Raw genomic sequence first — 23,001 nt, forward strand, 5'->3', positions numbered from 1 at the left:
ATTAAAGTCGCTTAGATGCACAACTCTGATTTCGTATTTGCACTCTAGAGCCTAGTGATTAAGTGTCTAGTGATTATTTCGCTTGTGTATCGCTTGTGGGCGCGTCTTTCAGTGAGCGTAAAAACAACCCTAACCCACCAAAGGCCAAAACGAGGATCACAATCAGTTCAAAGGCCGACATAGATTTAAAGTGGAATTGAATCGAGCTGATCACGCCCACAACCAAGGCCGTTAGCGAACCTAGACTCAACAGCCAAGCTAACTTACTCTTAGCGTCAAAAAACACCATCACAATGCCGATAATAAACGGTAGCATCACCATGCCGGTGGTGATCGACATGCCTTGCCCAAAGGCATTTACTCGATATAAGCCATAGCCCAGTCCAAAACTAGAGCTCACTTGTATTGCATTGAACAATAAATAAAATCCACAACACATCATGGCAAGACCCATAAAAAATTGTCCCGTCCCGCCCTGTGTTCCGCCCGCACCTTTCATAGATATCCTTTCTACATTAACGATTTTTGAGTGGCTTGTTCTATGGCCATTTTCAGCCGTTGCTTTTCTTCTACTGCTTTTACTTTTGCATACTGATAACGGCTTTTATCCGCCTCAGCAACACAGCGCTGTTTATCTCGCATAGGCTCATAAGATTCAACACAGGTTCTTGCACCACAGACTCATTCGGTGCAGGCAGATGTCAGCACAGTAAAGAACAAGAGCAGCATAATCAAAGGGAATTTCACCATCAAGCACGCCTCAGTGAATGACAAAAATAACACACCTCATTCATAGGTAACGCCCATATTGCCAATCACACATTTTTGCTAAGTGATATCAAGCTTATTCAGGCCCCATGTTGACATAAATTACGCTAAGGCCAACACTCAATGATGAATTTTTATACGCATGAACGACGACACTAAAATGGATTAAATACACAGTGGCTAAAATAAGGATGCTGCAACGATTCCAATATAAGCCCTACCGTTAACATAAGGAATGCCTTTGAATACGCTATTAATAGGAAAAGGTGAACAACAGGTTCACTTAAATCTTAAGTATGCCAATCGCCATGGGTTAATTGCCGGTGCCACAGGGACAGGCAAAACCGTGTCGCTGATGAGTATTGCCGAAGGTTTTTCACGCCAAGGCGTGCCGGTTTTTATCACAGACGTTAAAGGCGATATCTCGGGTCTAGCTATGGCCGGCACTCCAAGTGAAAAGCTATTACAAAGGGCAACTCAAATTGGCATTGAGGATTATCACAACGAAGCTAACCCTGTGGTGTTATGGGATTTAGCGGGCGTTCAAGGCCACCCGCTGCGTACCACCATCAGCGAAATGGGCCCAACCTTACTCGGCCGAATTTTAGAATTGAATGACACCCAAAGCGGTATTTTAGACATAGTCTTTCAACTAGCGGACGACCAAGGATTATTACTGCTCGACTTAGATGATCTGCGGGCCATGCTGGCCTTAGTTGCCGAGGAACGCAAAGAAATCTCCGCCAAATATGGTTTAATCAGCGCCCAATCCCTCGCAGCAATTCAACGTTCGGTACTAGGATTAGAGCGCGATGGTGGCAAAGACTTTTTTGGTGAACCCGCGTTACAGCTTGAAGATTTAATGCGCACTAATTTGCAAGGGCGCGGCATTATCAATTTATTAGCAGCAAACAAACTGATTTTAACTCCCCGTTTATATTCAAGTTTTTTACTCTGGCTACTCTCAGAATTATTTGAGAATCTGCCCGAAGTCGGCGATCCCGAAAAACCTAAGCTAGTGTTTTTTATCGATGAGGCGCATTTACTCTTTGAGGGTTGCCCACCGAGTCTATTAAAACGCGTCGAACAGATCATGCGCCTAATTCGCTCAAAAGGCGTAGGCGTTTATTTTTGCTCGCAATTTCCTGATGATGTCCCAAACGAAATTCTCGGACAATTAGGCAATCGTATTCAACATGCCCTGCGAGCTTACACGCCAAGGGATCAAAAGGCCGTTAAAACCGCCGCAGAAACCTTTGTGCCTAACCCCAAACTGGTTGTTAGCGACGTCATATCCCAGCTCGCTGTAGGTGAAGCCTTAGTGTCTATGTTAGCCGACAAAGGCGTGCCAACTATGGTCGATCGCGCGCTCATCGCACCGCCACGTTGCCGGATGGGACCCGCCACAAGTGAGGAGTTACAACAAGTCCGTGCCCAAAGCCCGATTGGAGGTAAATACGATCAGTTAATCAACCGCGAATCGGCCTACGAACGCCTTAACCAAAGACGAGTTGGTAACGCCACCAACGACACCACATCCACAGCAAGTGATGTGCAAACGGATCAAAAAGCTGAGGAACAAGGTTGGTTCAGTGAACTCATTTTTGGCAATAAGCGCCGCCAAGGGTTAGCTGAAACCTTGTCAAAACAAGCGGCACGCACGGTTGGAAGCCAATTAGGTAAACAAATTTTGCGCGGTATATTAGGTGGCATGTTAGGTAAATCGAGCCGACGTTAGGCATATGGTACTTAGTTAAGCCTCCAATTAGGGCCCACTAAAACCACAAACAATGACGAAAATAGAGGTACTGTGTCCTTGTTCGCATATTTCTTATACAGGTTAACGCTAGCATTAGCATTAATTATTCTAAGTGATAGATGGATCATGGTACGGAATTCGGTGATAAGATTATTTTGCTGTAATCGCTCATTGAGGCAAATAAATTCACAGATAATTATCAATGATTTTAGATATTTGTAATTTAAAATGTTGTAATTCGAGATAAAAATTTCGCTTCAATCAGGACGTCATGGAATAGGTTCAATTAAGTACGGCTTACATGATTAGCCTGATGAATAACCAAAGAGTACATGGAGTTTTATATGAGTAAAGAGCAAAAAAACCGTAAAGAATCGAAGAAACAACCGCTGATGTCTCCTAAAGAGAAAAGAGCAGCAAAACATGCGAAAAATGCAACTAAAGGTTTCTTAGATAACACTAAATAGTGTCTTGTTATTAGGAGGTTTGTCCTCTAATAACACAAATAGGGTTAACTTAGGTTAGCCCTTTTTATTGCCCGCTGCATTGAACCAACCAAGTTTTATCTCACAATACAACCTTGCTCAAAACAGTCTCAGATCTCAGTTTTATGATACAAAAGTAGCAGCTATCGACTATAGCCTAATTGACCTTTTTCAGGTTTTATGTAGTTATATTGAGCTGATTACGGTATTTACCGCTCGAAAGACCCTACATAACACTATAAAAAATAAGGATATTTCACAATGAAAATCAAAAAACGTTTTGTCGCCGTCGGCGCAGCAGTGACTCTCACACTCAGTGCTGCCGCTATGGCTGCTGCCCCCGCCTTTATCAACATTCTCACAGGCGGCACCAGTGGTGTGTATTACCCTATTGGCGTTGCGCTGTCGCAACTCTACGGCACAGGAATCGAAGGTTCTAAAACCTCAGTTCAAGCAACTAAAGCCTCAGTAGAAAACCTCAATTTATTGCAAGCGGGTCGTGGCGAATTAGCGTTCGCTTTAGGTGATTCAGTCGCAGCAGCATATCAAGGTGATATTGATGCAGGCTTTAAAACGCCGCTGGATAAAATCCGAGTACTTGCCTCGGCTTATCCTAACTACATTCAAATCGTCGCCAATAAAGAGTCTGGCATTAAAACCTTGGCTGATTTAAAGGGAAAACGCATCTCAGTGGGTGCCCCTAAATCAGGGACAGAACTCAATGCCAGATCGATTTTCAAGGCTGCGGGACTAAGTTACGAAGACATGGGGAAAGTCGAGTTTTTACCCTATGCCGAATCCGTTGAGCTAATCAAAAATCGTCAATTAGACGCCACTTTACAATCTTCCGGTCTCGGCATGGCTGCTATCCGTGACTTAGCTGCGACTATGGCAATCAACTTTGTTGAAATTCCAGAAGATGTGATAGCTAAGATTAACAATCCCGCCTATCAACATGGCGTGATCCCAGCATCGACCTATGAAGGCCAAACCACCGACGTTTCTACCGTCGCCATTCAAAATTTACTGGTGACTCAAAGCGGTGTATCGGATGATTTAGCCTATCAGATGACAAAACTCATGTTCGAGCACTTAGACCGACTCGGTAACGCGCACTCCGCCGCGAAGACCATCAGCGTAGATAAAGCGACGAAAAATCTGCCAATACCACTGCACCCAGGTGCAGAACGTTATTACAAAGAAGTTGGTGCACTCTAAGTTTTACTGATATCTGTGCATCCTATTCCAAACTAAGCAATTGAGATGCCGTTAAATAACGGCATCTCGTTTATATCATCTCTGTAGTCTAATGCTGTGAGGCATAATATGAGTGATCCCCAACAAGGTCTCAGCGCAAATACTGGCGATTGGCCCAAGGCTCTATTTTATACAGCCTTAATTTTTTCTATTTTTCAAATCATCACTGCCGCTTTTCATCCCGTCTCGACTCAAGTACTGCGTGCCACCCATGTGGGCTTTTTACTGTTAGTGGTTTTTTTAAGTTATCCCGCTAGAGGAAAATCTCAGCCTTGGCAGCCACTCGCTTGGCTACTCGGTCTAGCTGGCATGGCCACAGCGGCTTATCAGTGGTATTTCGAAGCCGACTTAATTCAACGTTCAGGCGATCTGACCGATGCGGATATAGTGATAGGTATCACTTTGATCGTATTAGTGTTTGAAGCAGCGCGCCGAGTCATGGGCTGGGCACTACCTATCATCTGTAGCATCTTTTTGATGTATGGCTTATTTGGCCAATATTTACCCGGTGACTTAATGCACCGCGGCTATGGATTCGATCAGATCATCAATCAATTAGCCTTCGGTACCGAAGGGTTATACGGCACACCAACCTATGTGTCGGCGACATATATATTCCTGTTTATTCTCTTCGGCTCCTTTTTAGAACAAGCCGGAATGATCCGTTTATTTACCGACTTTGCCATGGGATTATTTGGCCACAAGCTCGGCGGTCCAGCAAAAGTTGCGGTAGTATCATCGGCATTGATGGGGACGATTACAGGATCAGGTGTTGCCAACGTGGTCACAACGGGCCAATTTACCATTCCACTCATGAAACGATTCGGTTATCGCCCAGCCTTCGCCGGCGGGGTAGAGGCAACATCGAGTATGGGCAGCCAAATCATGCCGCCGATCATGGGCGCGGTGGCCTTTATCATGGCCGAAACCATTAACGTCCCCTTTATCGAGATAGCCAAAGCGGCATTGATCCCTGCGCTACTTTATTTCTGCTCCGTATTTTGGATGGTTCATTTAGAAGCCAAACGCGCCAATCTCTGTGGTCTGCCTAAAGATCAGTGCCCTAATCCATGGGCGGCAATTAAAGAGCGTTGGTATCTCCTTATCCCCTTGTTTATTTTAGTCTACTTGCTGTTTTCGGGTAGAACGCCGCTGTTCTCAGGCATGGTAGGACTCGCCCTCACATCGATAGTAATTTTAGGCTCAGCCATAGTACTGCGGCTTTCCTCAATGGCAATGCGCATTGCCTTTTGGATTGCCCTTGGCATCCTTTGCGCTGGCTTCTTCCAACTCGGGATCGGGGTCGTATTTGGGGTTATCGCCTTATTAGTCGCCATTTGTTGGTTTATTAAAGGCGGCAGAGATACTCTCACCATCTGCTTGCATGCACTGGTAGAAGGCGCCCGTCATGCCGTGCCTGTGGGTATCGCCTGTGCTTTAGTCGGTGTGATTATCGGCATAGTGTCACTGACAGGAATTGCCTCGACCTTCGCGAGCTATATTCTTGCCGTTGGCCAAGATAACTTGTTCTTATCACTCGTGTTAACTATGGTCACTTGCCTAGTGCTCGGAATGGGGATCCCCACGATCCCTAACTACATAATTACTAGCTCGATTGCCGCTCCCGCATTACTCGATCTCGGTGTGCCACTGATTGTGTCGCATATGTTTGTATTTTATTTCGGCATCATGGCCGATCTCACGCCTCCCGTTGCCTTAGCCTGTTTTGCCGCAGCGCCAATCGCGAAGGAATCTGGTCTTAAGATCAGCCTTTGGGCAATCCGTATCGCCATTGCAGGTTTTGTGATCCCCTTTATGGCGGTTTACGATCCCGCTTTGATGCTTCAAGGTGATAGCTGGTTAGCTACAGGGTTTGTCTTGCTAAAAGCGACTGTGGGTATTGGTATTTGGGGCGTCATCTTTACCGGATATCTATTACAAAAACTCTACTGGTGGGAACGCGTTATCGGCTTCCTTGCGGGTGCGAGCTTAATTCTTGCTACGCCGTTGAGTGATGAAATTGGCTTTGGGCTCGCGCTGCTATTTATCGTGCAACACAGCTGGCGAGCACGCAAACTCAAACGTCTCGCAGAACAAGGATAAGCTTTTGAGATTATTGGTCGTTAATCAGTCTTTGAAGGTAAACAGATGCTAGGCCTGTGTTTAGGCCTAGCGGGCACACTGTGGGCCCAAGTGCCCACAGACAACTTCACCTTGGCATGGAACCACAGCATAGAAAAAATTCGCTGGGAGGAAGACTATAACGTCACGCCACAAGGATTAGTGTTGGTCGAAGCAAGAGTGAAAGGTACGGGTGCAGGAATGGAAATCCCAGATGATGCCTATCTTAAAAATGGCAGCTGGCATTATCAGCCCAAGCTGCCCATTTTGCCTGTGTTGCGCTTAGGTCGCACGCCCGAAGCAGGGGATTTTGAACTTTGCTTCACTCAAATCTCAGGAAAAGTGCAATGCCAAGCCATGAGTCATTGGATTGACGTACCCAACAAACAAACAGCCGCGGTTGAACTTTGGGGTTGCAACTCTTTGCCTTAAGCGCGTTTATCCATATATTTACGCTCAATTTCTATTAGGCGCTGATTAAAATCCTCAAGGTGTGCAAACATTTCGGCCTCAGCTTTCGCCCCATCTTTTGCGATAACTGCTTCGACAATGACATCATGCAAGCCTAAAGGATGAATTTCATCAGTCGGTGGCTGAAACTTAGTCGTTTGATTACTTAATAAAACCAACAAGGATTTTACGATCGCTTCTAAAAAGCGATTTCCAGACATTTCAGCGAGCAAATAATGTACTTGAGATCGCAATATGACAGTTTCGGGATAAGCCAATGAGTCACTTTCATGACTATTCGCCTCTTGCAAAGCTTTAGCTTGCTCTGGAGTGCAATTTTTAGCAGCCATTCTAGCCACTTGCGGCTCAATCAGCATGCGTGCTTGACACAGTTCAGGAAGGGAAAGTTTCCCCATTAGAAATAAATCTTGGCAAGCATCACTTAAACGTTCAAAGGTTAAGTGCTTAACAAATGCGCCACCTGTTGCACCTTGGCGAATCTCCACTAATCCACCCGCTTCGAGGCTTTTGATCGCCTCTCTCACCACAGTGCGACTAACTTGAAATAATTCTATTAATTCGCGCTCAGAGGGTAATTTATCGCCAGCCTTATATTCGCCGTCTAAAATAGCATTTTTCAGTTGCTGCCCGACTTCACTCGATGCTCTTATCTGCTTAATTGGCTTGAAGATATGCACTTGATTATCCCAAATATGCTTAGTGTCGCCATACTAGCATAAAACCGCATTAACGCAGAAAAAGTACTCTCATCTTTCCTACATTAGTGATTAAAAAACATTCATCTTTGTTGATCCAAGTAACATCTGTGCGAATTTCGTAACTAGTTTCTCATATTCATCTTAACTTCGTTGTCGACATTAGTCATACGTCATACATTTAACCTAAGAATGTTAAACATAATTTCTTTAACTAGCTCAGACAATTCTGATCAGGGCTTACTAATAATAGGGAAGATGATGATGAAAAAATCTTATTTATCTTTGCTTGTGCTATCTACGCTAGCGATTCCAGCTACAGCAGATACCAGCATTGATCAAATGTTTAGCCAAGGTACGTTAAAAGGGGAATTACGCTTATTCGATTTTACCCGTGACTTTGATAATACGACGAACACTAAACACGATACGTCATTTGGCGGACTGTTTTATTACAATACCGCAAAAGTGAATGGCCTCAGTTTTGGGACCAGCTTCGCATCTGCAAATCCCATTTGGACCAATGATTCAGATGATGTCTACGGCCTAGTTGCTCGCGATGCCGCTGGCGACCATGACAACGTCAACCGTTTACAGGAGTATTTTGTCCAAGGTAATTGGTGGGATACTCAATTCAAATTAGGTGCACAAGAACTGCGCACACCAATGATGAATCCCCATGACATTCGTGCGATCCCACGAACTTTTCGCGGCTTTTCAGCAGAAAATAAGAGTGTTGATAATCTAACGTTATCAGCACTCTATATTACAGATTCCATGGGGTGGTCTGACAATAGCTTCGTATCCGTAAAAGAGGCGGTACAAAGCGAATTAGCAAGAGCGGGTATTGTGGCAGATGTTGCCGATAACCCAGTTTATGCCCTAGGTGCTAAATATCAATTGCCCTTTAAGACAGTCCAAACTGAAGCCCATCTTTGGCACTACAGCATGGAAGATGTTTTCAATCAAACCTATGCCAAAGTGAAATTAGCCGCTGATGTTGGTCCAACGAATTTGTACTTAACACCTTCCTATTTAACTCAACAGGCAATAGGTGAAGAAACCGGCGGCCCACTCGATACCTATCAATATGGCTTCCATCTAGGCGCCAAATTGGCGGGGGCAGATCTCACTTATATGTACGCCAAAACCGGGGATGACACAGTGCTGACCCCATGGGGCGATGAAAAAGTGGTCATTCAACAGGTATATCAATCTGCACGGGCGAATGAAGAGGTCAACGCGTTAAAGCTGGCCTATGACTTTGAAAAATTAGGGGCGAGTGGATTAGAAGCCTATGCCTTCTATGGGCAGTACGATGTGCCAGAGGGGACTGCGTCAGATTTTAATGAAACAAACTTTTCAATCGCCTATAAATTTTCAGGCATGTTATCGGGCCTAGGTCTTAAGGCGCGTTATGCCATGGTCGATTTTGATCAAGCTGAAGATCTTGACGATCTCCGTTTATATGTCACTTATAAATTTGTTTTAGGTAAATAGTCACAAATACAACTCCCCTGCACCAAACTTAATGCGGGTGTATCACGCCTTGTTGGATACACCCGGTTTTTACACTGCAAAATGCTCAATCCATTTAAATGTTGCGGTGAATGCGTTGACTTAATTATTGAGATCAAAAATGGAAAAATAATTTCTTAATTATTCCAGCCATGGCTATTTCATGTGTCTTATTTAGCGGATGCGTAAATAACGATGACTCTAACGCCTCATTACCACAATTAACTCCCGTAAACCTAGAACACTAAATATATGTAGTGAAATAGCTTAACAACACATATTTTATTTTGATCACTGTATTTAAGAAAATTATCTTCCTCAAAAAATTCACTGCATTATTTAATAAAGAAAGTCCTACATTAGCTTGTTTCAAAAAGAATAATCATATTAACAGCTCAAAACTCCAGCATTTTGTGAAGCACTGCAAAGATGTAATTAATACCTCTTTTGGTTTATTGTCATATGTCATACATTTAAACGTATGTTGTTAATGAATGAGAATTTAATCACTTTCACGCAACTGCACTTCTAGTTTTTAAAGCAAACAAATCACATGCGGTTATGGCCAGATCCATTGTCGTTGCTAACGATGTCATATCGACCTTAGCAATGAGGACCCAAGGAGTATCAAAATGAGTAAAGAGCATTCACAGAAACCGAAAGAAATCGATCAATACACTGCTAGCGTGCTTCAGAATGGTATATCTCGAAGAAGTTTCCTAACTCGAGCTGCAGTGGGAAGTGGTGGCTTAGCCTTTGCAAGTCTTGGTATTGCTTCAGCGAGTGCTGCACCACTTCAAGTTGGCACTGAATATGGCGAAATTGGCGGCGCAACGCTCAATTTTCTACCTAAGCCAAAACCTATTGCTGATAAAGATATTGCAACAACCCAAACCTTTGATGTCGTCGTCGTCGGTGCTGGAGCCTCTGGTGTGCCTGCGGCTCTATCCGCCAGAGAAAGTGGTGCAACCGTTGCGTGTTTACAAAAGCAAGCCATTCCAGTCTCTCAAGGAAACACTGGTTCAGGGATTGACCTGAAAAACAGTGATAAATCAGCAATTGAAGCTTTAGTTAGCCGTTTAATGGCGGATAACGCGCACCGTTCACATCCCGGTCTTCTTAAGCAATGGGCTTACAATTCAGGTGAAGCTGTCACTTGGGTTATCGATAGAGTTAAACAAGGTGGCGGCCAGATTGTTGACCAAGGAACTAAAGTGCAGCACGGTATTCGCGGAATTGCTGATACTGATGACCGTTTAAATTTTATCACTTCTTTCTGCGGCCCTAAACCCTACACCACGGGTGATGCTATCCGCGCATTAGCTAAAACAGCGGAAAAAGCAGGCGTTAAGTTTTTCTTTAATACTCCTGCACAACAATTAATCCAGGATGAGTCAGGAAAAGTCATCGGCGTCATTGCTCAAACTCGTGATGGTAAGTACCACAAATACATGGCGAAGAAAGGTGTCATTCTGTCCTCTGGCGACTATCAAAATAACAAAGCCATGTGTGACTTCTTCATCCCCGAACTGAAAAACTTTGAACGTAAACAAATGGATCGTACCGGTGACGGTTTTGCTATGGCCTATTGGGCTGGCGGCGTTATTGAACCTGTTGGACATACCAAAATGTTGCACGACTTCGATGCCGGCCCGGCTTCCATGTGTGACATGCCATTCTTAGCGGTAAACCGTAAAGGTGAGCGCTTTGTGAATGAGAAGGTTGAGATGTCTCTAATGAATAACTACTTGAAAGATGAGCAGAATGCGGGGCATTACTCACAAGTATTTGATTCTGACTATATGACGCAAGCGAAGGATTGGCCTGGCCACCTCTATTCTCCTGAAGAGCTTAAAGTTTATATGCCTGAAGTTCCTGGTGAGAAAACAGGAGTATTTCCCTCTTTGATCAACACCCATTCAGCTAACACATTAGAAGAATTGGCTGTGAAGTTAGAGTGCGATCCAAAAACCTTTGTTGCCAGCGTTAACCGTTATAACGAGCTGTGCAAAAAAGGTAAAGATGAGGACTTCGGTAAACCTAGAAGCAAAATGGTACCAGTGCTCAAACCACCGTTTTACGGTATTCACCGTCGTATGCGTATTTCTACTTTATGTTCAGGAATTCTCGTTAACGACAACCACCAAGTACTTGATGCCGATGGTAAGGAAATTCCAGGTTTATTCATTGTTGGTAACCTAGGAGCAGGTTTCTACGGTGGCGTTGACTACCCATTAACGGTATTTGGCTTGTCTTTAGGTCGCTGCTACACCTTCGGCTATTTAGCTGGCAAATATGTAGCAAAGCTATAGAACACATAGTCATCAATAATGGATGCCTCACATTTTGGCATCCTGTGAAATGAATAATGGGATCAAACAATGAAAAACTTAACAATTATATTGGCTATTATTTTGGGTATTTTCGCTGGCAGCGCGTTCGCTAAAGAGAGTACTTTACTCGATCAAACTCATATGGCGAAAGGCCTTAAATGTGCAAGCTGCCATGGTGCAGAAGAACGACAAGCAGTCCCTATGCTCAAGTGTGTACAATGCCACAACACTAAGAAATTAGCGGAAAAAACGGCGGATGTAAAACCAACCAATCCCCATAAAAATCGCCACTTCGACACCGAAACTGATTGCAGTAAGTGCCACCATGTACACAAAAAATCTGAAAACTATTGTGTCAGTTGCCATCAACCATTTAATTTTGTAACTCCATAAGCTGATGACACTACGCTTAAAAAGCTAAAAAACAAAAAACCACCATTAAAGGTGGTTTTTTGTTCGAATAAGGCACTGTAATCAAATCTAAATTAAGTATTACTAAGATCAGCAGGCTTGGAACATTATTCCGACGACTGATAAAAACAATATCCATGCTTTCCTTGGTGTTTCACGCGATACATGGCGGCATCCGCGCGATCACAACTATCGGCAAAACTATCACCATAGCCAAATATATCAATACCGATACTCAGGCCTACCTCTACTTCACAACCTTCTAGCAGGAATTTATCTTGATAAACATCGAGCAATGATTGTGCGAGCGCCCCTAAAGATTCACGATCAAATGACGGCAGTAATATCACAAACTCGTCGCCACCTAACCGTGCGATCTGCGCGAATTCACCTGCGTGAGATACCAAAGTATGCGCAACGTGCATCAACAGGCTGTCACCAAACTTATGGCCGTGACGGTCATTTAACGCTTTAAAACCATCAAGGTCGATAAAAAATAACGCACCGCGAATACCTGGTAGCGAAGATTCATCGAATACTTTGGCAATAGCTTGGCGATTCATTAAGTTGGTGAGTGGATCACTGTGGGCTAAACGGGCTAAATCTATTTCGTAGCGCTTTTCTTGAGTAATATCGATATGGCTGCCCATCATTCGCAGTGGTGTTCCATCAGCTAAGCGCTCGACAATACGCCCACGATCGGACACCCAGGTTATGCTGCCATCTTTGTGTAGCATTCTGTGAACTGCTTGATAGTAATCGGCTTGACCATTCACATGATCTTCAAAGGCTTTTATCACCCATTCTTTATCTTCGGGGTGTAATTTACTTTTCCAGATATCAACATGGGCAGCAAACTCTTCAGGACTAAACCCGAGCATTTCGCCCCAGCGCATGTTAAATATGGTTAAATTTCCGCTTGGAATATGCTGTTCCCATAGACATAAACCATTACCATCGAGGGCTGCAAAGAGTTTTTCTTCGGCACGATAATTCAACGCTGCTAAATGAGCGTTTTCACTTTTTAGCTGAGCGATCTCAGCCTGAAGTTGCGCAATTAACTCTGCTGCAGTATCCGAAGCCACGACAAATATCTTTCCTTTAAGTGGGAAAATTGAGTCTAGTGTAAATCACCCTATGCCGAAGCAACATAGCGAGGAGTGCAAGATGAGCCAGAATCATATTGGCTCAATCGAGCTTACACAGACTCTCGCAGTCCTGTCACGCTTAGTCGCGAGTCAGCACTTCGAGCAATTCGATCTCAAAGGTGAGATCAGAATTTGGTTTGATATGAGCACCCACTTGACGCTCGCCATAGGCTAAGTGAGCTGGGACTAACAACTTACGTTTGCCACCGACTTTCATCCCCATAATACCTTGATCCCAGCCTTTAATCACACGGCCAGTACCAATTACACATTGAAACGCCTGACCACGATCATAGGATGAATCGAATTGGGTACCATCCTGCAAAAATCCACGATATTGGGTAGTGATCAGTGCACCTTTTACCGCTTCTTTTCCTTCGCCCACTTGCAGATCGATTACTTCTAATTCAGTCATATCTTCATTCTCTTTTCTTGTTCGCACTTAGGGCGTGATATTCAACTTTGCGCAGGATTTTATCACCGACGAGCGGGCTTGTCGGCGCAATCTAAACATTTCTGCAGCTCGGTTCACTGCTTAATCCTTAATAATAAGGTCATCATGGGCGATAACATCATCACTCGCCCTTTAAATTACTGTCGGTTAGCCCAATATATAAGTCGTATAAACGTTTTATTTTGGAGCTTTGCCATGATTATTGCCTGCCCCCATTGCGATACGTTAAACCGCGTTCCCGATGAGCGTTTAAACCAACAACCCACTTGCGGTAAATGTAAGCTCAGTGTCTTTACGGCTGCGCCAATTGAACTCAATAGCACAAACTTTGCCAACCATGCCAATAAATCAGAGCTCCCCCTAGTCGTTGACTTTTGGGCCAGCTGGTGTGGGCCCTGTAAAAGTTTTGCGCCCATATTTTCTGCAGCAGCTAAGACATGGGAGCCTCAATTTCGCTTCGGTAAAATCAATACTGAAGAACAGCAAGCCCTCGCGGCTCAATTTAATATTCGATCTATTCCAACCTTAATGATTTTTAAACAAGGCCACATACTCGCCCAGCAAGCCGGAGCTTTACCCTCCTCAGCGTTTAACCAATGGTTAAATGCCTATAAATAAGAGGATTGAGCTAAGATACAACCGCTCAGCCGAGCTAATTTTGTAAAGGTAACGAAAATTGAAAAAAGCAATGTTCTTACTGGGCGCAGTACTCTTGCTAGTGGTGACAGGATGGGGTTTACAACAACATCTCACAATTGATACTTGTCTCGACAAGGGAGGGACTTGGAACGATGAAACTCAGCAATGCATTCGCCCATTTGAGCAAGGGATAGCCTTTACTCGCAGTGATCATAATTCTGCCGAGCCGCAGACGGCTTATGTTTATCTTTCAGAGAATTTACAGCAAGCAGAAGTGTTTTTTGCCATAACAGATAAGCCTATTATTTTACAAGCCGTTACTGTCACTGAAGGCGATACCACTCCCGTATTATATAAAAATGACATTGAACAGATTGATATCATCAATGTAAAAGAAATCTTTTATCTACGTTATCAACATCAAGCAATTTATAGCGCAAATACTTTTAGTCGCAACTTAAGCTCAAATTAAGTGCAAAACATAAGCATAGAGTAAACTTCGAAACACTAAGCCCAAAAACTCGGTACGACTCAGCTAAAAACAAAATCAGTATCCGCCCTATGCTCTTCATAAGGCGAATACTATTCTAGCGGCAACGTTGAAACACAAAGTTGCCATGAACTATATCAGTGTTAAATATCCCAGAAGGTATGGGCGATAATACCCAAGACTATCATACTGATAAAGTTGATGATCATACCCACTCGCACCATTTCCGATTGCTTGATATGGCCAGAACCATAAACGATAGCATTGGGCGGTGTCGCCACCGGCAGCATAAAGGCGCAAGAAGCTGCAATACCAATCAGCACAGATAACATCACAGGCGATATGCCTAATGCCTCAGCAATCGCAGCAAATACAGGCACTAACAGTGCAGCGCTGGCGGTGTTACTGGCAAATTCAGTCAACATCACCACAAAAGCAATCACAGCAAAGACGAACAACGACATGTGGGTGCTACCGAAAATATCTGTCATCCAGTGAGCTAAAAATACGCTGGTGCCAGTCGTTTTTAGTACTGCGCTCAGTGTTAAACCGCCACCAAACAATATGAGTACGCCCCAATCTGTGGTCGATTCAATTTTCTTCCAGCCGACCAAACCTAAGCCCGAGAGTAAAACGACGGCACCTAAGGCAACTATGGTATCAAACTGAGTGATGCCACCTAATGCCTTGGCTAACGGCACACTGAAAATCCAGCAACATACGGTAGTCAGGAAGATAAGCAGAGTAAATTTCCCCTGAAATGTCAGCTTCTGAGCTTCAACATTCACATCGAATTTGGCAGAAAGATCAGGCTTAAAATACCAATACAAGGCAATCAACATCATAGGTAGCATGAGGATAACGGTTGGAATACCAAACTTCAGCCAATCACTAAAACTCAAGCCCACTTGGGCCGCAGCAATCGCATTCGGTGGGCTACCCACTAAAGTACCGATACCACCTATGTTGGCCGAATAGGCAATCCCGAGCAGAAGGAATACATAGGTGCTGTGGTATTTTTCGCGGTCGAGCTGCTGCAAAATCCCGAGTGCCAATGGCAACATCATCGCCGTGGTCGCGGTATTGCTGATCCACATCGATAACAGCGCAGTTACTCCAAACAGCATCAAACAGGCGATACTGAGTTTGCCCTTAGAGGCTAGCAGCAGCTTTTGCGCTATGAGGGTATCAATCTTTTGATGATGCAAGGCCGCAGCCAATACGAAACCACCAAAGAATAAGTAAATGATGGGATTGGCAAAGTTACTCATTGCCTCCTTGGTTTCAAACACCCCAAAGAATACGGCGAGTATAGGAACGAGAATCGCAGTGATACTGATGTGAATCGCTTCGGTCAGCCAAAGAATCGCTGCAAAGAACAAAATGGCCAGCCCAGTATTCACCCCTTGTTCGAAAGGTAAACCGTAATAAAGTGCAAATAACAGCACGATATCAGCCACTAGGATCAGCATTTTTTTCTTATCGAGCCCGTCACTGACAGGAGTTTTATTGGGTGGAGCAGTACTTGAATCTGTTAAAGACATGGTTACAACCTTAATACCATTTTATTTTGACGCAAATTTAGGGCATAGATCACACTTGGCAAAGCGGTTTATTTTGTAATTTTATCACTTGGCAACAACATTTATTGCTGAGCTAGCACGCACAAATAGCCGATTAGCGACAATAATCACCAAATTCTGATCGACACCTTTGTTTTTAAATTTCAAACGGACAAAGATCGAACAAAACCTTGCCCACGTTGTAATTTAATTAATGTTTAAAACTGAGATATAGATCACACCACACTTTCTACCAAGGTGATAATCAACTAATTAATCATACCTTCTGATCATTGGTAGGATTAGGTATTATTCCCCTAATTTGGCACAAAATTGAATGTGTGTAGCGCTAAATCGAATCTAGGTATCGTTGAATGTGCACTAAAACTGCGACGTAGTGAACAGCAAGCGACCAACACAAACGTATTGCAACAAGGCAACATAGAAAACCCAATATCTACATGAATAGTAAACACAAATATTATTCACCACCACAGTCAATCTAACTCACTTTACCCTGTCAGCGATCCAGCCTAAAGTCGCGACCGCAACCCCGCCCGCTGTATATTATTTGTCTGTTTTCGGAACCGCCCGTGGAAAAAATTGCCTTAACTCAGTCGGCTCAAAAGCCCAGCCTTTTCGTCCCAGTAGCAGGGTTAAGTTTGTTTGCTTTGGCATCAGGCTACTTAATGAGCTTAATCCCACTGTCGCTCACTTTTTTCGAACTCAGCACCTCACTTGCTCCATTACTGGCCAGTATTTTTTATTTAGGTTTATTACTGGGGGCGCCTTGTATTGCTCCTGTTGTTGCCCGTATCGGCCACAGTAAAGCCTTTATCCTTTTTTTGAATATCCTTCTTTGCAGCGTTGTCGCTATGATATTAATCCCTAAAAGTGGAGTCTGGTTAGCCTCTCGACTTATAGCGGGATTTGCGGTTGCAGGGATTTTTGTTGTTGTTGAATCATGGCTATTAATGGCCGATACCCAAAAGCAACGCGCTAAGCGGCTTGGACTTTATATGACAGCGCTTTATGGAGGCACTGCCTTAGGACAATTAGCCATTGATTATTTAGGTACAAAGGGCAATCTACCTTACCTAGTGATCATGGGATTATTAGCCGCGGCAAGTTTACCCGCACTACTGGTAAAACGTGGTCAACCTCAGGTAAGCGAACAACAATCAATGTCATTGTCTGCGCTAAAAAACCTAGGTCAGCCTGCCATTATGGGATGTTTAGTCTCTGGATTATTGCTTGGCCCTATCTATGGTTTACTTCCCATCTATGTGGCACTGGATATGGGGCTTGATCAGCAAACAGGACAATTTATGGCCCTCATCATAGTGGGTGGCATGCTAGTACAACCTTTAGTCAGTTATTTATCTCCTCGAGTTAATAAAAGTGGCTTGATAGTAAGCTTTTGCCTACTGGGTGTCGCAGCATTATTGCTACTCACTCAGCATTCAAATATGACGCTGATTATTGGATTTCTCTTGCTTGGCGCCAGCGCTTTTGCCCTTTACCCGATTGCAATCAGCTTAGCTTGTGACGACTTGCCTGCTAGCCAAATTGTTTCAGCGACTCAAGTGATGCTGCTGAGCTATTCGGTGGGGTCAGTGATAGGCCCATTAGTTGCCAGCAGTTTTGGCCAAACGGAGTTCGGCTTACTCATTTATTTAGGCATATGCTGTATTCTGAGCAGTATTTACATTTTTGCTCAATTACTTATTAATACTAAGCCAAGTTTTTCCTCGCCTTAACAAGTCCCATAAAATACATTGCACTGCGACTCAATAAGCAGCCACTTAGTAAACGACATGCTCATCGAGTGGCTCAAATAGAAAACATCTGCGGTCAAATCAACACAAAAAGAGCTGCAAGATGATTATCAAAGGTCATTAGTTAGAAAATATAATTAAATCAGTACGCTTAGTTTTAACATTCAGACAGGGCAGTTGCTTATCCTCCCTAAGTCGCGATAATGCAGCTTACTTAAACACCTGTGCTGACTGTTTTTCCTGAGATTTCACTATGCGCCTCGATAAATTCCTCTGTAAAAGCACAGATCTTGATCGCAAAGCCGCAAGAGTCACCATTCTTAGCGGCTCAATGACAGTCAATGGCGCTATCGCGACAGACTGCGCGATGCAAGTGCATGAAAATAATACTGTCAGCCTTAATGGAAAGCCGCTAGCGCCACGCCCATCTCGCTATATCATGTTGCACAAACCTGCTAATACCTTGTGCTCAAATGTGGATGGAGCCTACCCTTCGCTATTTCATCTGCTCGATATCGATCGCGCATTTGACCTGCACATCGTTGGCCGCCTAGATGCTGATACCACAGGCTTAGTGCTACTGACTGACGATGGACGCTGGTCGTTTAATATTATCTCGCCTCAATATCAGTGCGAAAAAATCTATCGTGTTCAACTGCGAGATCCACTCGACAGCGAAGCGACTGCAGCCATAGCCGCAAAGTTTGCCGCAGGGCTAAATCTACAGGGCGAAACCGCCCTCACTCTGGCAGCAGCACTGCAGCAAGTGGATGAAAAAACCGTGCTACTCACGCTCACCGAAGGCAAGTTTCATCAAGTCAAAAGGATGTTTGCCGCCGTGGGCAATAAAGTGGTTACCCTACACAGGGCGCAAATTGGAGCTGTGGCCTTAGATATCGAGGTTGGGAAATGGCGCAACTTAACCTTGGCGGAGATAAGCTCCTTCACATCCTAATTGATTCACAAGGCTGAAGCAGACAGGCCGCCTACGTTTATCGACGATAAAAAAGCAAGCAAATACTGATAGGTTTGCAAATCAATCCCATAAAAAATCCCAGTGTTAGCAACAACACTGGGATGTTTATTTGTTTGATACTGCTTAGCGGAATATGAATAGACTAAGAACAGCAATCGTTGCGGCGAACCCAGCTTCTTGGGATCTTCTCAAAAACCACTTTTGCCATGAGTAACGCCAGCACTATGCCAGAGGTTGCCACTAACCATTGGGGTAACATTTGGTGCTCTTCACCAATTTGTGGCATCACTACAAAACCAAAGGTATTAACCAGATAATTGACCAACATACCGGCCACTAAGGCCACGCCAATCACACCGCCAAGATAGCCCCACAGCGCACGTTTACCTAGCTCTTTAGCCACTATGCCTAAAGTCGCGATATTGGTTGCCGGACCTGCCATCATAAACACGAGTACAGCACCCGGTGACACTCCCGCCAGTAATAATCCAGCGGCAATCGGTGTCGATGCGGTCGCGCAAATATACATAGGCACAGAAACGAGCACCATCACTAGCATAGCCAGAATGCCATCGCCCCATTTAGCCAAAAAGTCAGCCGGCACATAGGTTTGTACCAGAGCTGCGAAAAATAAGCCCACCAGCAGCCACAGCGTAGTATCACGCACTAAATCCGTTGCCGCATATTTAAGGCCAATTCCGATACGACTGAGTACCGATTGCGACTTAAATTCAGTCGCCATATCTTGAGTAGACGCACAGCAGCTATCGCCTGCAGTGTTAGCACTCACCTGCTTAGCATCCTTAGCACTGCCACCACAGCAAGCGCCTTTTTTCACCACCACTATTTTTTCAGGCTCTGTGGTTTGACTGCCACAACATGACCCCACGCTTTCTACTTTAACAGCGTTAACCTTAACCACAGAACCCATAGTTTGAACAGATCCCATGGTTTGACCGCCAACAGCCATAACACTTGAAGGACCCGCCATTAAGCTCGGCGCCGCCATAGGCGTCATTTTGATCTTCGGCTTTGGCTCGGCTGCAGGTGCATCAACACCTTCATTACCACAGCAGGAAGACTTTACGGGCGTTATCGTAGGCGTAGTCGATGAGCAGCAGCTTTTAACCGCTTCGGCTTTTACCATCTCTGGCTGAGCCACTGATTTTGAGGCACAGCAAGACGCCACTGACGCCTCACCCTCTAATGGCTTATCTGATTGAGTATCTACCTTAACCACTGACTTGCCATCGTCATCATCGCGACCAACGAGTAAGCCCGCCACTATCGCACTGGTAATAGCTGCAATCGGTCTGACGATCGCCATAAAGGGGCCGAGTAACACGTAGGAAACGGCGATTGAATCGACGCCCGTTTCTGGCGTCGACACTAAAAAGGAAGTCGTTGCTGCTTTAGAGGCACCAGAACGGCGCAATCCTACCGCCGCAGGAATAACCCCACAAGAACATAAAGGTAAAGGTGCGCCAAGCAGCGCCGCTTTCACTACGGTTTTAAAACCGTGACCACCGAGCTGCTTTTGCATCCACGCCATTGGCACGAATACTTTTAATAGCCCAGCTAAAATCAGGCCCAGTAACAACCAAGGCGCCGAGTCTAAAAACAGATCAATAAAATTCTTCAGTAACATAATTAATTCCCTGACTCTTCATAAATGGCTTTGCCGTGATGATTCTGGTGCGCTTGGTACTGATTTACATTATGAGAGTGATGCTCAACGCGTACCCGCTCAGTGCTGGACTCCAACGCCTCTAAAATAGAACAATGTTCGGCGCTACGTGGCCCACCACAGCAAGCATCAGACAAGCTTTGTAAACTCGCTTGAAAATGATTCAGCTCAGCAATTTTGGCCTGTACTTGAGCCAATTTACAATCAACCATGCCTTTTACATCGGCACAGACTCGGTTAGATTTATCGAGTTCAATTGACAGCAATTCACTGATTTCATTGAGGGTAAAACCCACAGCTTTCGCCCGTAAAATAAAGCGTAATCGCGCAGCATCGGCCTCGGTATATACTCGATAGCCAGACTCAGTACGGCTCGACGGCGCGAGTAGGCCGTGCTTCTCGTAGAATCTTAACGTGTCGGCTTTCACCTCACATAAATCCGCCAATTCACCAATACGATACATGTCTTCATCCTTTGCGAAATAGCCCACAACTCAGGGATCATTTCCAGCATACAACTCAATAATGCAAGTATAAACCTTGGAGCCTACTCCAAGGTCAAGAGGTAATTTTAACTTTACTGAAAGCCAACACGGCAATGCCGCTTTGTTCTGATATGAATATTGTGAAATCACGCAGAAAAAACACCCGTAAATCGAGTTTTACGCTAGAATACGCGCGCTGTGACGAAGGGATAAAAAGTTAACTAATAAAGTAAAAATAGGACCAAGGGACTTTTGGAAAGCAGTACAGCGTTAAGGCTGTTCTGTTTTCCGAAAGATCCTTGAAACTAAAATAACTGGACCCTGTACCCAAATGACTGCTGCAAATAATGCCAGACCCATTCGTCGCGCGCTGTTAAGCGTTTCAGATAAAACCGGAATTCTCGAGTTCGCCAAAGCACTTCACGCCCAAGGTGTGGAACTGTTATCAACTGGCGGCACCGCTCGCTTGTTAGCGGATAACGGCGTGCCTGTTATCGAAGTATCTGATTACACAGGACACCCTGAGATCATGGACGGTCGCGTTAAGACGCTGCACCCTAAAGTGCACGGCGGCATTTTAGCGCGCCGCGGTCTTGATGAAAGCGTGATGGCCGATAACAATATCAATGCCATCGATCTGGTTGCGGTTAACCTTTATCCCTTCGCTGAAACTGTGGCTAAAGCCGGTTGTACCTTAGAAGACGCTATCGAAAATATCGATATTGGCGGCCCAACTATGGTGCGCGCGGCGGCAAAAAACCACAAAGACGTCACCATAGTCGTTAATGCCGCTGATTACTCACGCGTACTTGCAGAAATGACGGCTAACAATGGCTGCACGACCCATGCGACGCGTTTCGATTTAGCGATTGCGGCCTTTGAGCACACTGCGGGTTACGATGGCATGATCGCCAACTACTTCGGTACTATGGTTCCTGCACACAGCACGGACGAATGCTTTGCTGATTCTAAGTTCCCACGCACGTTCAACACCCAATTAGTGAAGAAACAAGACTTACGCTATGGCGAAAACAGCCATCAAGCAGCGGCTTTCTATGTTGACACTAAAATTGATGAAGCTTCTGTGGCTACCGCGATTCAGTTGCAAGGCAAAGCCTTGTCTTACAACAATATTGCCGATACCGACGCCGCCCTTGAGTGCGTAAAAGAATTCTTGGAACCCGCCTGTGTTATCGTTAAACACGCTAACCCTTGTGGTGTGGCCTTAGGTAAAGACTTACTCGATGCCTATAACCGCGCTTATCAAACTGACCCAACCTCAGCCTTCGGTGGCATTATCGCCTTCAACGGCGAATTAGATGCTGCCACCGCAAGCGCTATCGTTGAGCGTCAATTCGTTGAAGTGATTATCGCCCCAAGCGTCAGCCAAGCGGCGCGCGATGTGGTTGCGAAAAAGACCAACGTGCGTTTATTGGAATGTGGTCAGTGGAACACTAAGACCCAAACCTTAGACTACAAACGTGTTAACGGCGGCTTACTAGTGCAAGATCGCGACCAAGGCATGGTCGGTTTAGAAGACATCAAAGTGGTCTCTAAACGTCAACCAACTGCAAGCGAACTGAAAGACTTAATGTTCTGCTGGAAAGTGGCGAAATTCGTTAAATCTAACGCTATCGTTTATGCCAAAGACGGCATGACTATCGGTGTCGGCGCTGGCCAAATGAGCCGCGTTTACAGCGCTAAAATCGCTGGCATCAAGGCCGCCGATGAAGGCTTAGAAGTAGTGAACTCTGTAATGGCATCCGATGCTTTCTTCCCCTTCCGTGACGGTATTGATGCCGCAGCGGCTGCGGGCATTAGCTGCATCATCCAACCGGGCGGCTCAATGCGCGATGCTGAAATCATCGCAGCAGCAGACGAGCACGGCATGGCCATGGTGATGACAGGCATGCGCCACTTCCGTCATTGATAACAACTTAAATCAAACTTGGCCCTAGCGATTA

At 44.8% G+C, this 23,001-nt stretch carries 21 protein-coding genes; 13 read left to right on the plus strand and 8 right to left on the minus strand.

What is annotated here, in order from left to right:
• Window positions 1-73: 73 nt before the first annotated feature.
• Entirely contained in the window at window positions 74-499 is a 426-nt protein-coding gene (locus RA178_RS19610; RefSeq protein ID WP_306683448.1) for a hypothetical protein, read from the minus strand.
• 11 nt (window positions 500-510) lie between these two features.
• Window positions 511-642 (minus strand): hypothetical protein, encoded by a 132-nt coding sequence (locus tag RA178_RS19615; RefSeq protein WP_306683450.1) that lies wholly within the window; start codon window positions 640-642, stop codon window positions 511-513.
• Window positions 643-1,009: 367 nt separating this feature from the next.
• On the opposite strand from RA178_RS19615, the gene RA178_RS19620 reads away from it, so the two are divergent.
• The 5 genes from RA178_RS19620 (at window position 1,010) to RA178_RS19640 (ending at window position 6,822) form a co-directional block, all read left to right on the plus strand.
• On the plus strand, window positions 1,010-2,506 hold the full coding sequence (locus RA178_RS19620) for a helicase HerA-like domain-containing protein (RefSeq protein ID WP_306683451.1): 1,497 nt from the start codon (window positions 1,010-1,012) through the stop codon (window positions 2,504-2,506).
• 365 nt (window positions 2,507-2,871) lie between these two features.
• Window positions 2,872-2,994: a hypothetical protein gene (locus tag RA178_RS19625; RefSeq protein ID WP_105250371.1), complete on the plus strand. Its 123-nt coding sequence runs from the start codon at window positions 2,872-2,874 to the stop codon at window positions 2,992-2,994.
• Between the two features lie 279 nt (window positions 2,995-3,273).
• A complete protein-coding gene (locus RA178_RS19630) occupies window positions 3,274-4,230 on the plus strand; it encodes a TAXI family TRAP transporter solute-binding subunit (RefSeq protein WP_105250372.1) in 957 nt (318 codons plus the stop codon).
• A 108-nt stretch (window positions 4,231-4,338) separates the two neighbouring features.
• Window positions 4,339-6,372, plus strand: a complete 2,034-nt coding sequence (locus tag RA178_RS19635) for a TRAP transporter permease (protein ID WP_131524216.1) — start codon at window positions 4,339-4,341, stop codon at window positions 6,370-6,372.
• A gap of 45 nt (window positions 6,373-6,417) precedes the next feature.
• Window positions 6,418-6,822, plus strand: coding sequence for a DUF1850 domain-containing protein (locus RA178_RS19640; RefSeq protein WP_306683453.1), 405 nt, complete (start codon window positions 6,418-6,420; stop codon window positions 6,820-6,822).
• Here the strand turns inward: RA178_RS19640 and RA178_RS19645 are convergent.
• The gene (locus RA178_RS19645; protein WP_131524214.1) at window positions 6,819-7,538 is read right to left on the minus strand and encodes a FadR/GntR family transcriptional regulator; all 720 of its coding nucleotides are present in this window, start codon (window positions 7,536-7,538) and stop codon (window positions 6,819-6,821) included. The two genes, RA178_RS19640 and RA178_RS19645, sit on opposite strands and share 4 nt — an antisense overlap.
• A gap of 279 nt (window positions 7,539-7,817) precedes the next feature.
• Between RA178_RS19645 and RA178_RS19650 the strand changes: the two genes are divergently transcribed.
• The 3 genes from RA178_RS19650 (at window position 7,818) to RA178_RS19660 (ending at window position 11,800) form a co-directional block, all read left to right on the plus strand.
• Window positions 7,818-9,056 carry an OprD family outer membrane porin gene (locus RA178_RS19650; RefSeq protein ID WP_306683455.1) on the plus strand — a complete coding sequence of 413 codons (1,239 nt, stop codon included), beginning with the start codon at window positions 7,818-7,820 and terminating at the stop codon, window positions 9,054-9,056.
• Window positions 9,057-9,706: 650 nt separating this feature from the next.
• Window positions 9,707-11,386 carry an FAD-dependent oxidoreductase gene (locus RA178_RS19655; RefSeq protein WP_105250377.1) on the plus strand — a complete coding sequence of 560 codons (1,680 nt, stop codon included), beginning with the start codon at window positions 9,707-9,709 and terminating at the stop codon, window positions 11,384-11,386.
• 69 nt (window positions 11,387-11,455) lie between these two features.
• On the plus strand, window positions 11,456-11,800 hold the full coding sequence (locus RA178_RS19660; protein ID WP_105250378.1) for a cytochrome c3 family protein: 345 nt from the start codon (window positions 11,456-11,458) through the stop codon (window positions 11,798-11,800).
• A 125-nt stretch (window positions 11,801-11,925) separates the two neighbouring features.
• Here RA178_RS19660 and RA178_RS19665 read toward each other — a convergent pair whose 3' ends face one another.
• Window positions 11,926-12,903: a diguanylate cyclase domain-containing protein gene (locus RA178_RS19665; protein WP_306683456.1), complete on the minus strand. Its 978-nt coding sequence runs from the start codon at window positions 12,901-12,903 to the stop codon at window positions 11,926-11,928.
• Between the two features lie 142 nt (window positions 12,904-13,045).
• Window positions 13,046-13,381 carry an FKBP-type peptidyl-prolyl cis-trans isomerase gene (locus RA178_RS19670; protein WP_011845636.1) on the minus strand — a complete coding sequence of 112 codons (336 nt, stop codon included), beginning with the start codon at window positions 13,379-13,381 and terminating at the stop codon, window positions 13,046-13,048.
• A 234-nt stretch (window positions 13,382-13,615) separates the two neighbouring features.
• Between RA178_RS19670 and trxC the strand changes: the two genes are divergently transcribed.
• Both trxC and RA178_RS19680 read left to right on the plus strand, forming a co-directional pair.
• Window positions 13,616-14,038 carry a thioredoxin TrxC gene (gene trxC / locus RA178_RS19675; protein ID WP_173247825.1) on the plus strand — a complete coding sequence of 141 codons (423 nt, stop codon included), beginning with the start codon at window positions 13,616-13,618 and terminating at the stop codon, window positions 14,036-14,038.
• Window positions 14,039-14,096: 58 nt separating this feature from the next.
• Complete coding sequence (locus RA178_RS19680) at window positions 14,097-14,531, plus strand: hypothetical protein (RefSeq protein WP_263171886.1); 435 nt, start codon at window positions 14,097-14,099, stop codon at window positions 14,529-14,531.
• A gap of 161 nt (window positions 14,532-14,692) precedes the next feature.
• Here the strand turns inward: RA178_RS19680 and RA178_RS19685 are convergent, their stop codons facing one another.
• Window positions 14,693-16,093 (minus strand): DASS family sodium-coupled anion symporter, encoded by a 1,401-nt coding sequence (locus tag RA178_RS19685; protein WP_306683459.1) that lies wholly within the window; start codon window positions 16,091-16,093, stop codon window positions 14,693-14,695.
• Between the two features lie 611 nt (window positions 16,094-16,704).
• Here RA178_RS19685 and RA178_RS19690 point away from each other — a divergent pair.
• Both RA178_RS19690 and RA178_RS19695 read left to right on the plus strand, forming a co-directional pair.
• Window positions 16,705-17,871 (plus strand): MFS transporter, encoded by a 1,167-nt coding sequence (locus RA178_RS19690; RefSeq protein WP_306683460.1) that lies wholly within the window; start codon window positions 16,705-16,707, stop codon window positions 17,869-17,871.
• 271 nt (window positions 17,872-18,142) lie between these two features.
• Window positions 18,143-18,844, plus strand: coding sequence for a pseudouridine synthase (locus tag RA178_RS19695; protein ID WP_306683462.1), 702 nt, complete (start codon window positions 18,143-18,145; stop codon window positions 18,842-18,844).
• A gap of 163 nt (window positions 18,845-19,007) precedes the next feature.
• Here the strand turns inward: RA178_RS19695 and RA178_RS19700 are convergent, their stop codons facing one another.
• Entirely contained in the window at window positions 19,008-20,513 is a 1,506-nt protein-coding gene (locus tag RA178_RS19700; protein WP_263143357.1) for an SO_0444 family Cu/Zn efflux transporter, read from the minus strand.
• Between the two features lie 2 nt (window positions 20,514-20,515).
• The gene (zntR, locus tag RA178_RS19705; RefSeq protein WP_131524203.1) at window positions 20,516-21,016 is read right to left on the minus strand and encodes a Zn(2+)-responsive transcriptional regulator; all 501 of its coding nucleotides are present in this window, start codon (window positions 21,014-21,016) and stop codon (window positions 20,516-20,518) included.
• Between the two features lie 352 nt (window positions 21,017-21,368).
• Here zntR and purH point away from each other — a divergent pair, with 352 nt between their 5' ends.
• Window positions 21,369-22,967, plus strand: coding sequence for a bifunctional phosphoribosylaminoimidazolecarboxamide formyltransferase/IMP cyclohydrolase (gene purH, locus RA178_RS19710; RefSeq protein ID WP_173496224.1), 1,599 nt, complete (start codon window positions 21,369-21,371; stop codon window positions 22,965-22,967).
• Window positions 22,968-23,001 lie beyond the last annotated feature (34 nt).

Source organism: Shewanella oncorhynchi, from assembly GCF_030848765.1.
Taxonomy (GTDB): domain Bacteria; phylum Pseudomonadota; class Gammaproteobacteria; order Enterobacterales; family Shewanellaceae; genus Shewanella; species Shewanella oncorhynchi.

Coding starts and splice junctions, on each gene's coding strand:
- RA178_RS19670 (WP_011845636.1), bottom strand. CDS start 13,381: ATGACTGAATTAGAAGTAATCGATCTGCAAGTGGGCGAAGGAAAAGAA.
- purH (WP_173496224.1), top strand. CDS start 21,369: ATGACTGCTGCAAATAATGCCAGACCCATTCGTCGCGCGCTGTTAAGC.
- RA178_RS19655 (WP_105250377.1), top strand. CDS start 9,707: ATGAGTAAAGAGCATTCACAGAAACCGAAAGAAATCGATCAATACACT.
- RA178_RS19660 (WP_105250378.1), top strand. CDS start 11,456: ATGAAAAACTTAACAATTATATTGGCTATTATTTTGGGTATTTTCGCT.
- RA178_RS19650 (WP_306683455.1), top strand. CDS start 7,818: ATGATGAAAAAATCTTATTTATCTTTGCTTGTGCTATCTACGCTAGCG.
- zntR (WP_131524203.1), bottom strand. CDS start 21,016: ATGTATCGTATTGGTGAATTGGCGGATTTATGTGAGGTGAAAGCCGAC.
- RA178_RS19695 (WP_306683462.1), top strand. CDS start 18,143: ATGCGCCTCGATAAATTCCTCTGTAAAAGCACAGATCTTGATCGCAAA.
- RA178_RS19625 (WP_105250371.1), top strand. CDS start 2,872: ATGAGTAAAGAGCAAAAAAACCGTAAAGAATCGAAGAAACAACCGCTG.
- RA178_RS19685 (WP_306683459.1), bottom strand. CDS start 16,093: ATGTCTTTAACAGATTCAAGTACTGCTCCACCCAATAAAACTCCTGTC.
- RA178_RS19610 (WP_306683448.1), bottom strand. CDS start 499: ATGAAAGGTGCGGGCGGAACACAGGGCGGGACGGGACAATTTTTTATG.
- RA178_RS19700 (WP_263143357.1), bottom strand. CDS start 20,513: ATGTTACTGAAGAATTTTATTGATCTGTTTTTAGACTCGGCGCCTTGG.
- RA178_RS19615 (WP_306683450.1), bottom strand. CDS start 642: ATGCGAGATAAACAGCGCTGTGTTGCTGAGGCGGATAAAAGCCGTTAT.
- trxC (WP_173247825.1), top strand. CDS start 13,616: ATGATTATTGCCTGCCCCCATTGCGATACGTTAAACCGCGTTCCCGAT.
- RA178_RS19635 (WP_131524216.1), top strand. CDS start 4,339: ATGAGTGATCCCCAACAAGGTCTCAGCGCAAATACTGGCGATTGGCCC.
- RA178_RS19630 (WP_105250372.1), top strand. CDS start 3,274: ATGAAAATCAAAAAACGTTTTGTCGCCGTCGGCGCAGCAGTGACTCTC.
- RA178_RS19640 (WP_306683453.1), top strand. CDS start 6,418: ATGCTAGGCCTGTGTTTAGGCCTAGCGGGCACACTGTGGGCCCAAGTG.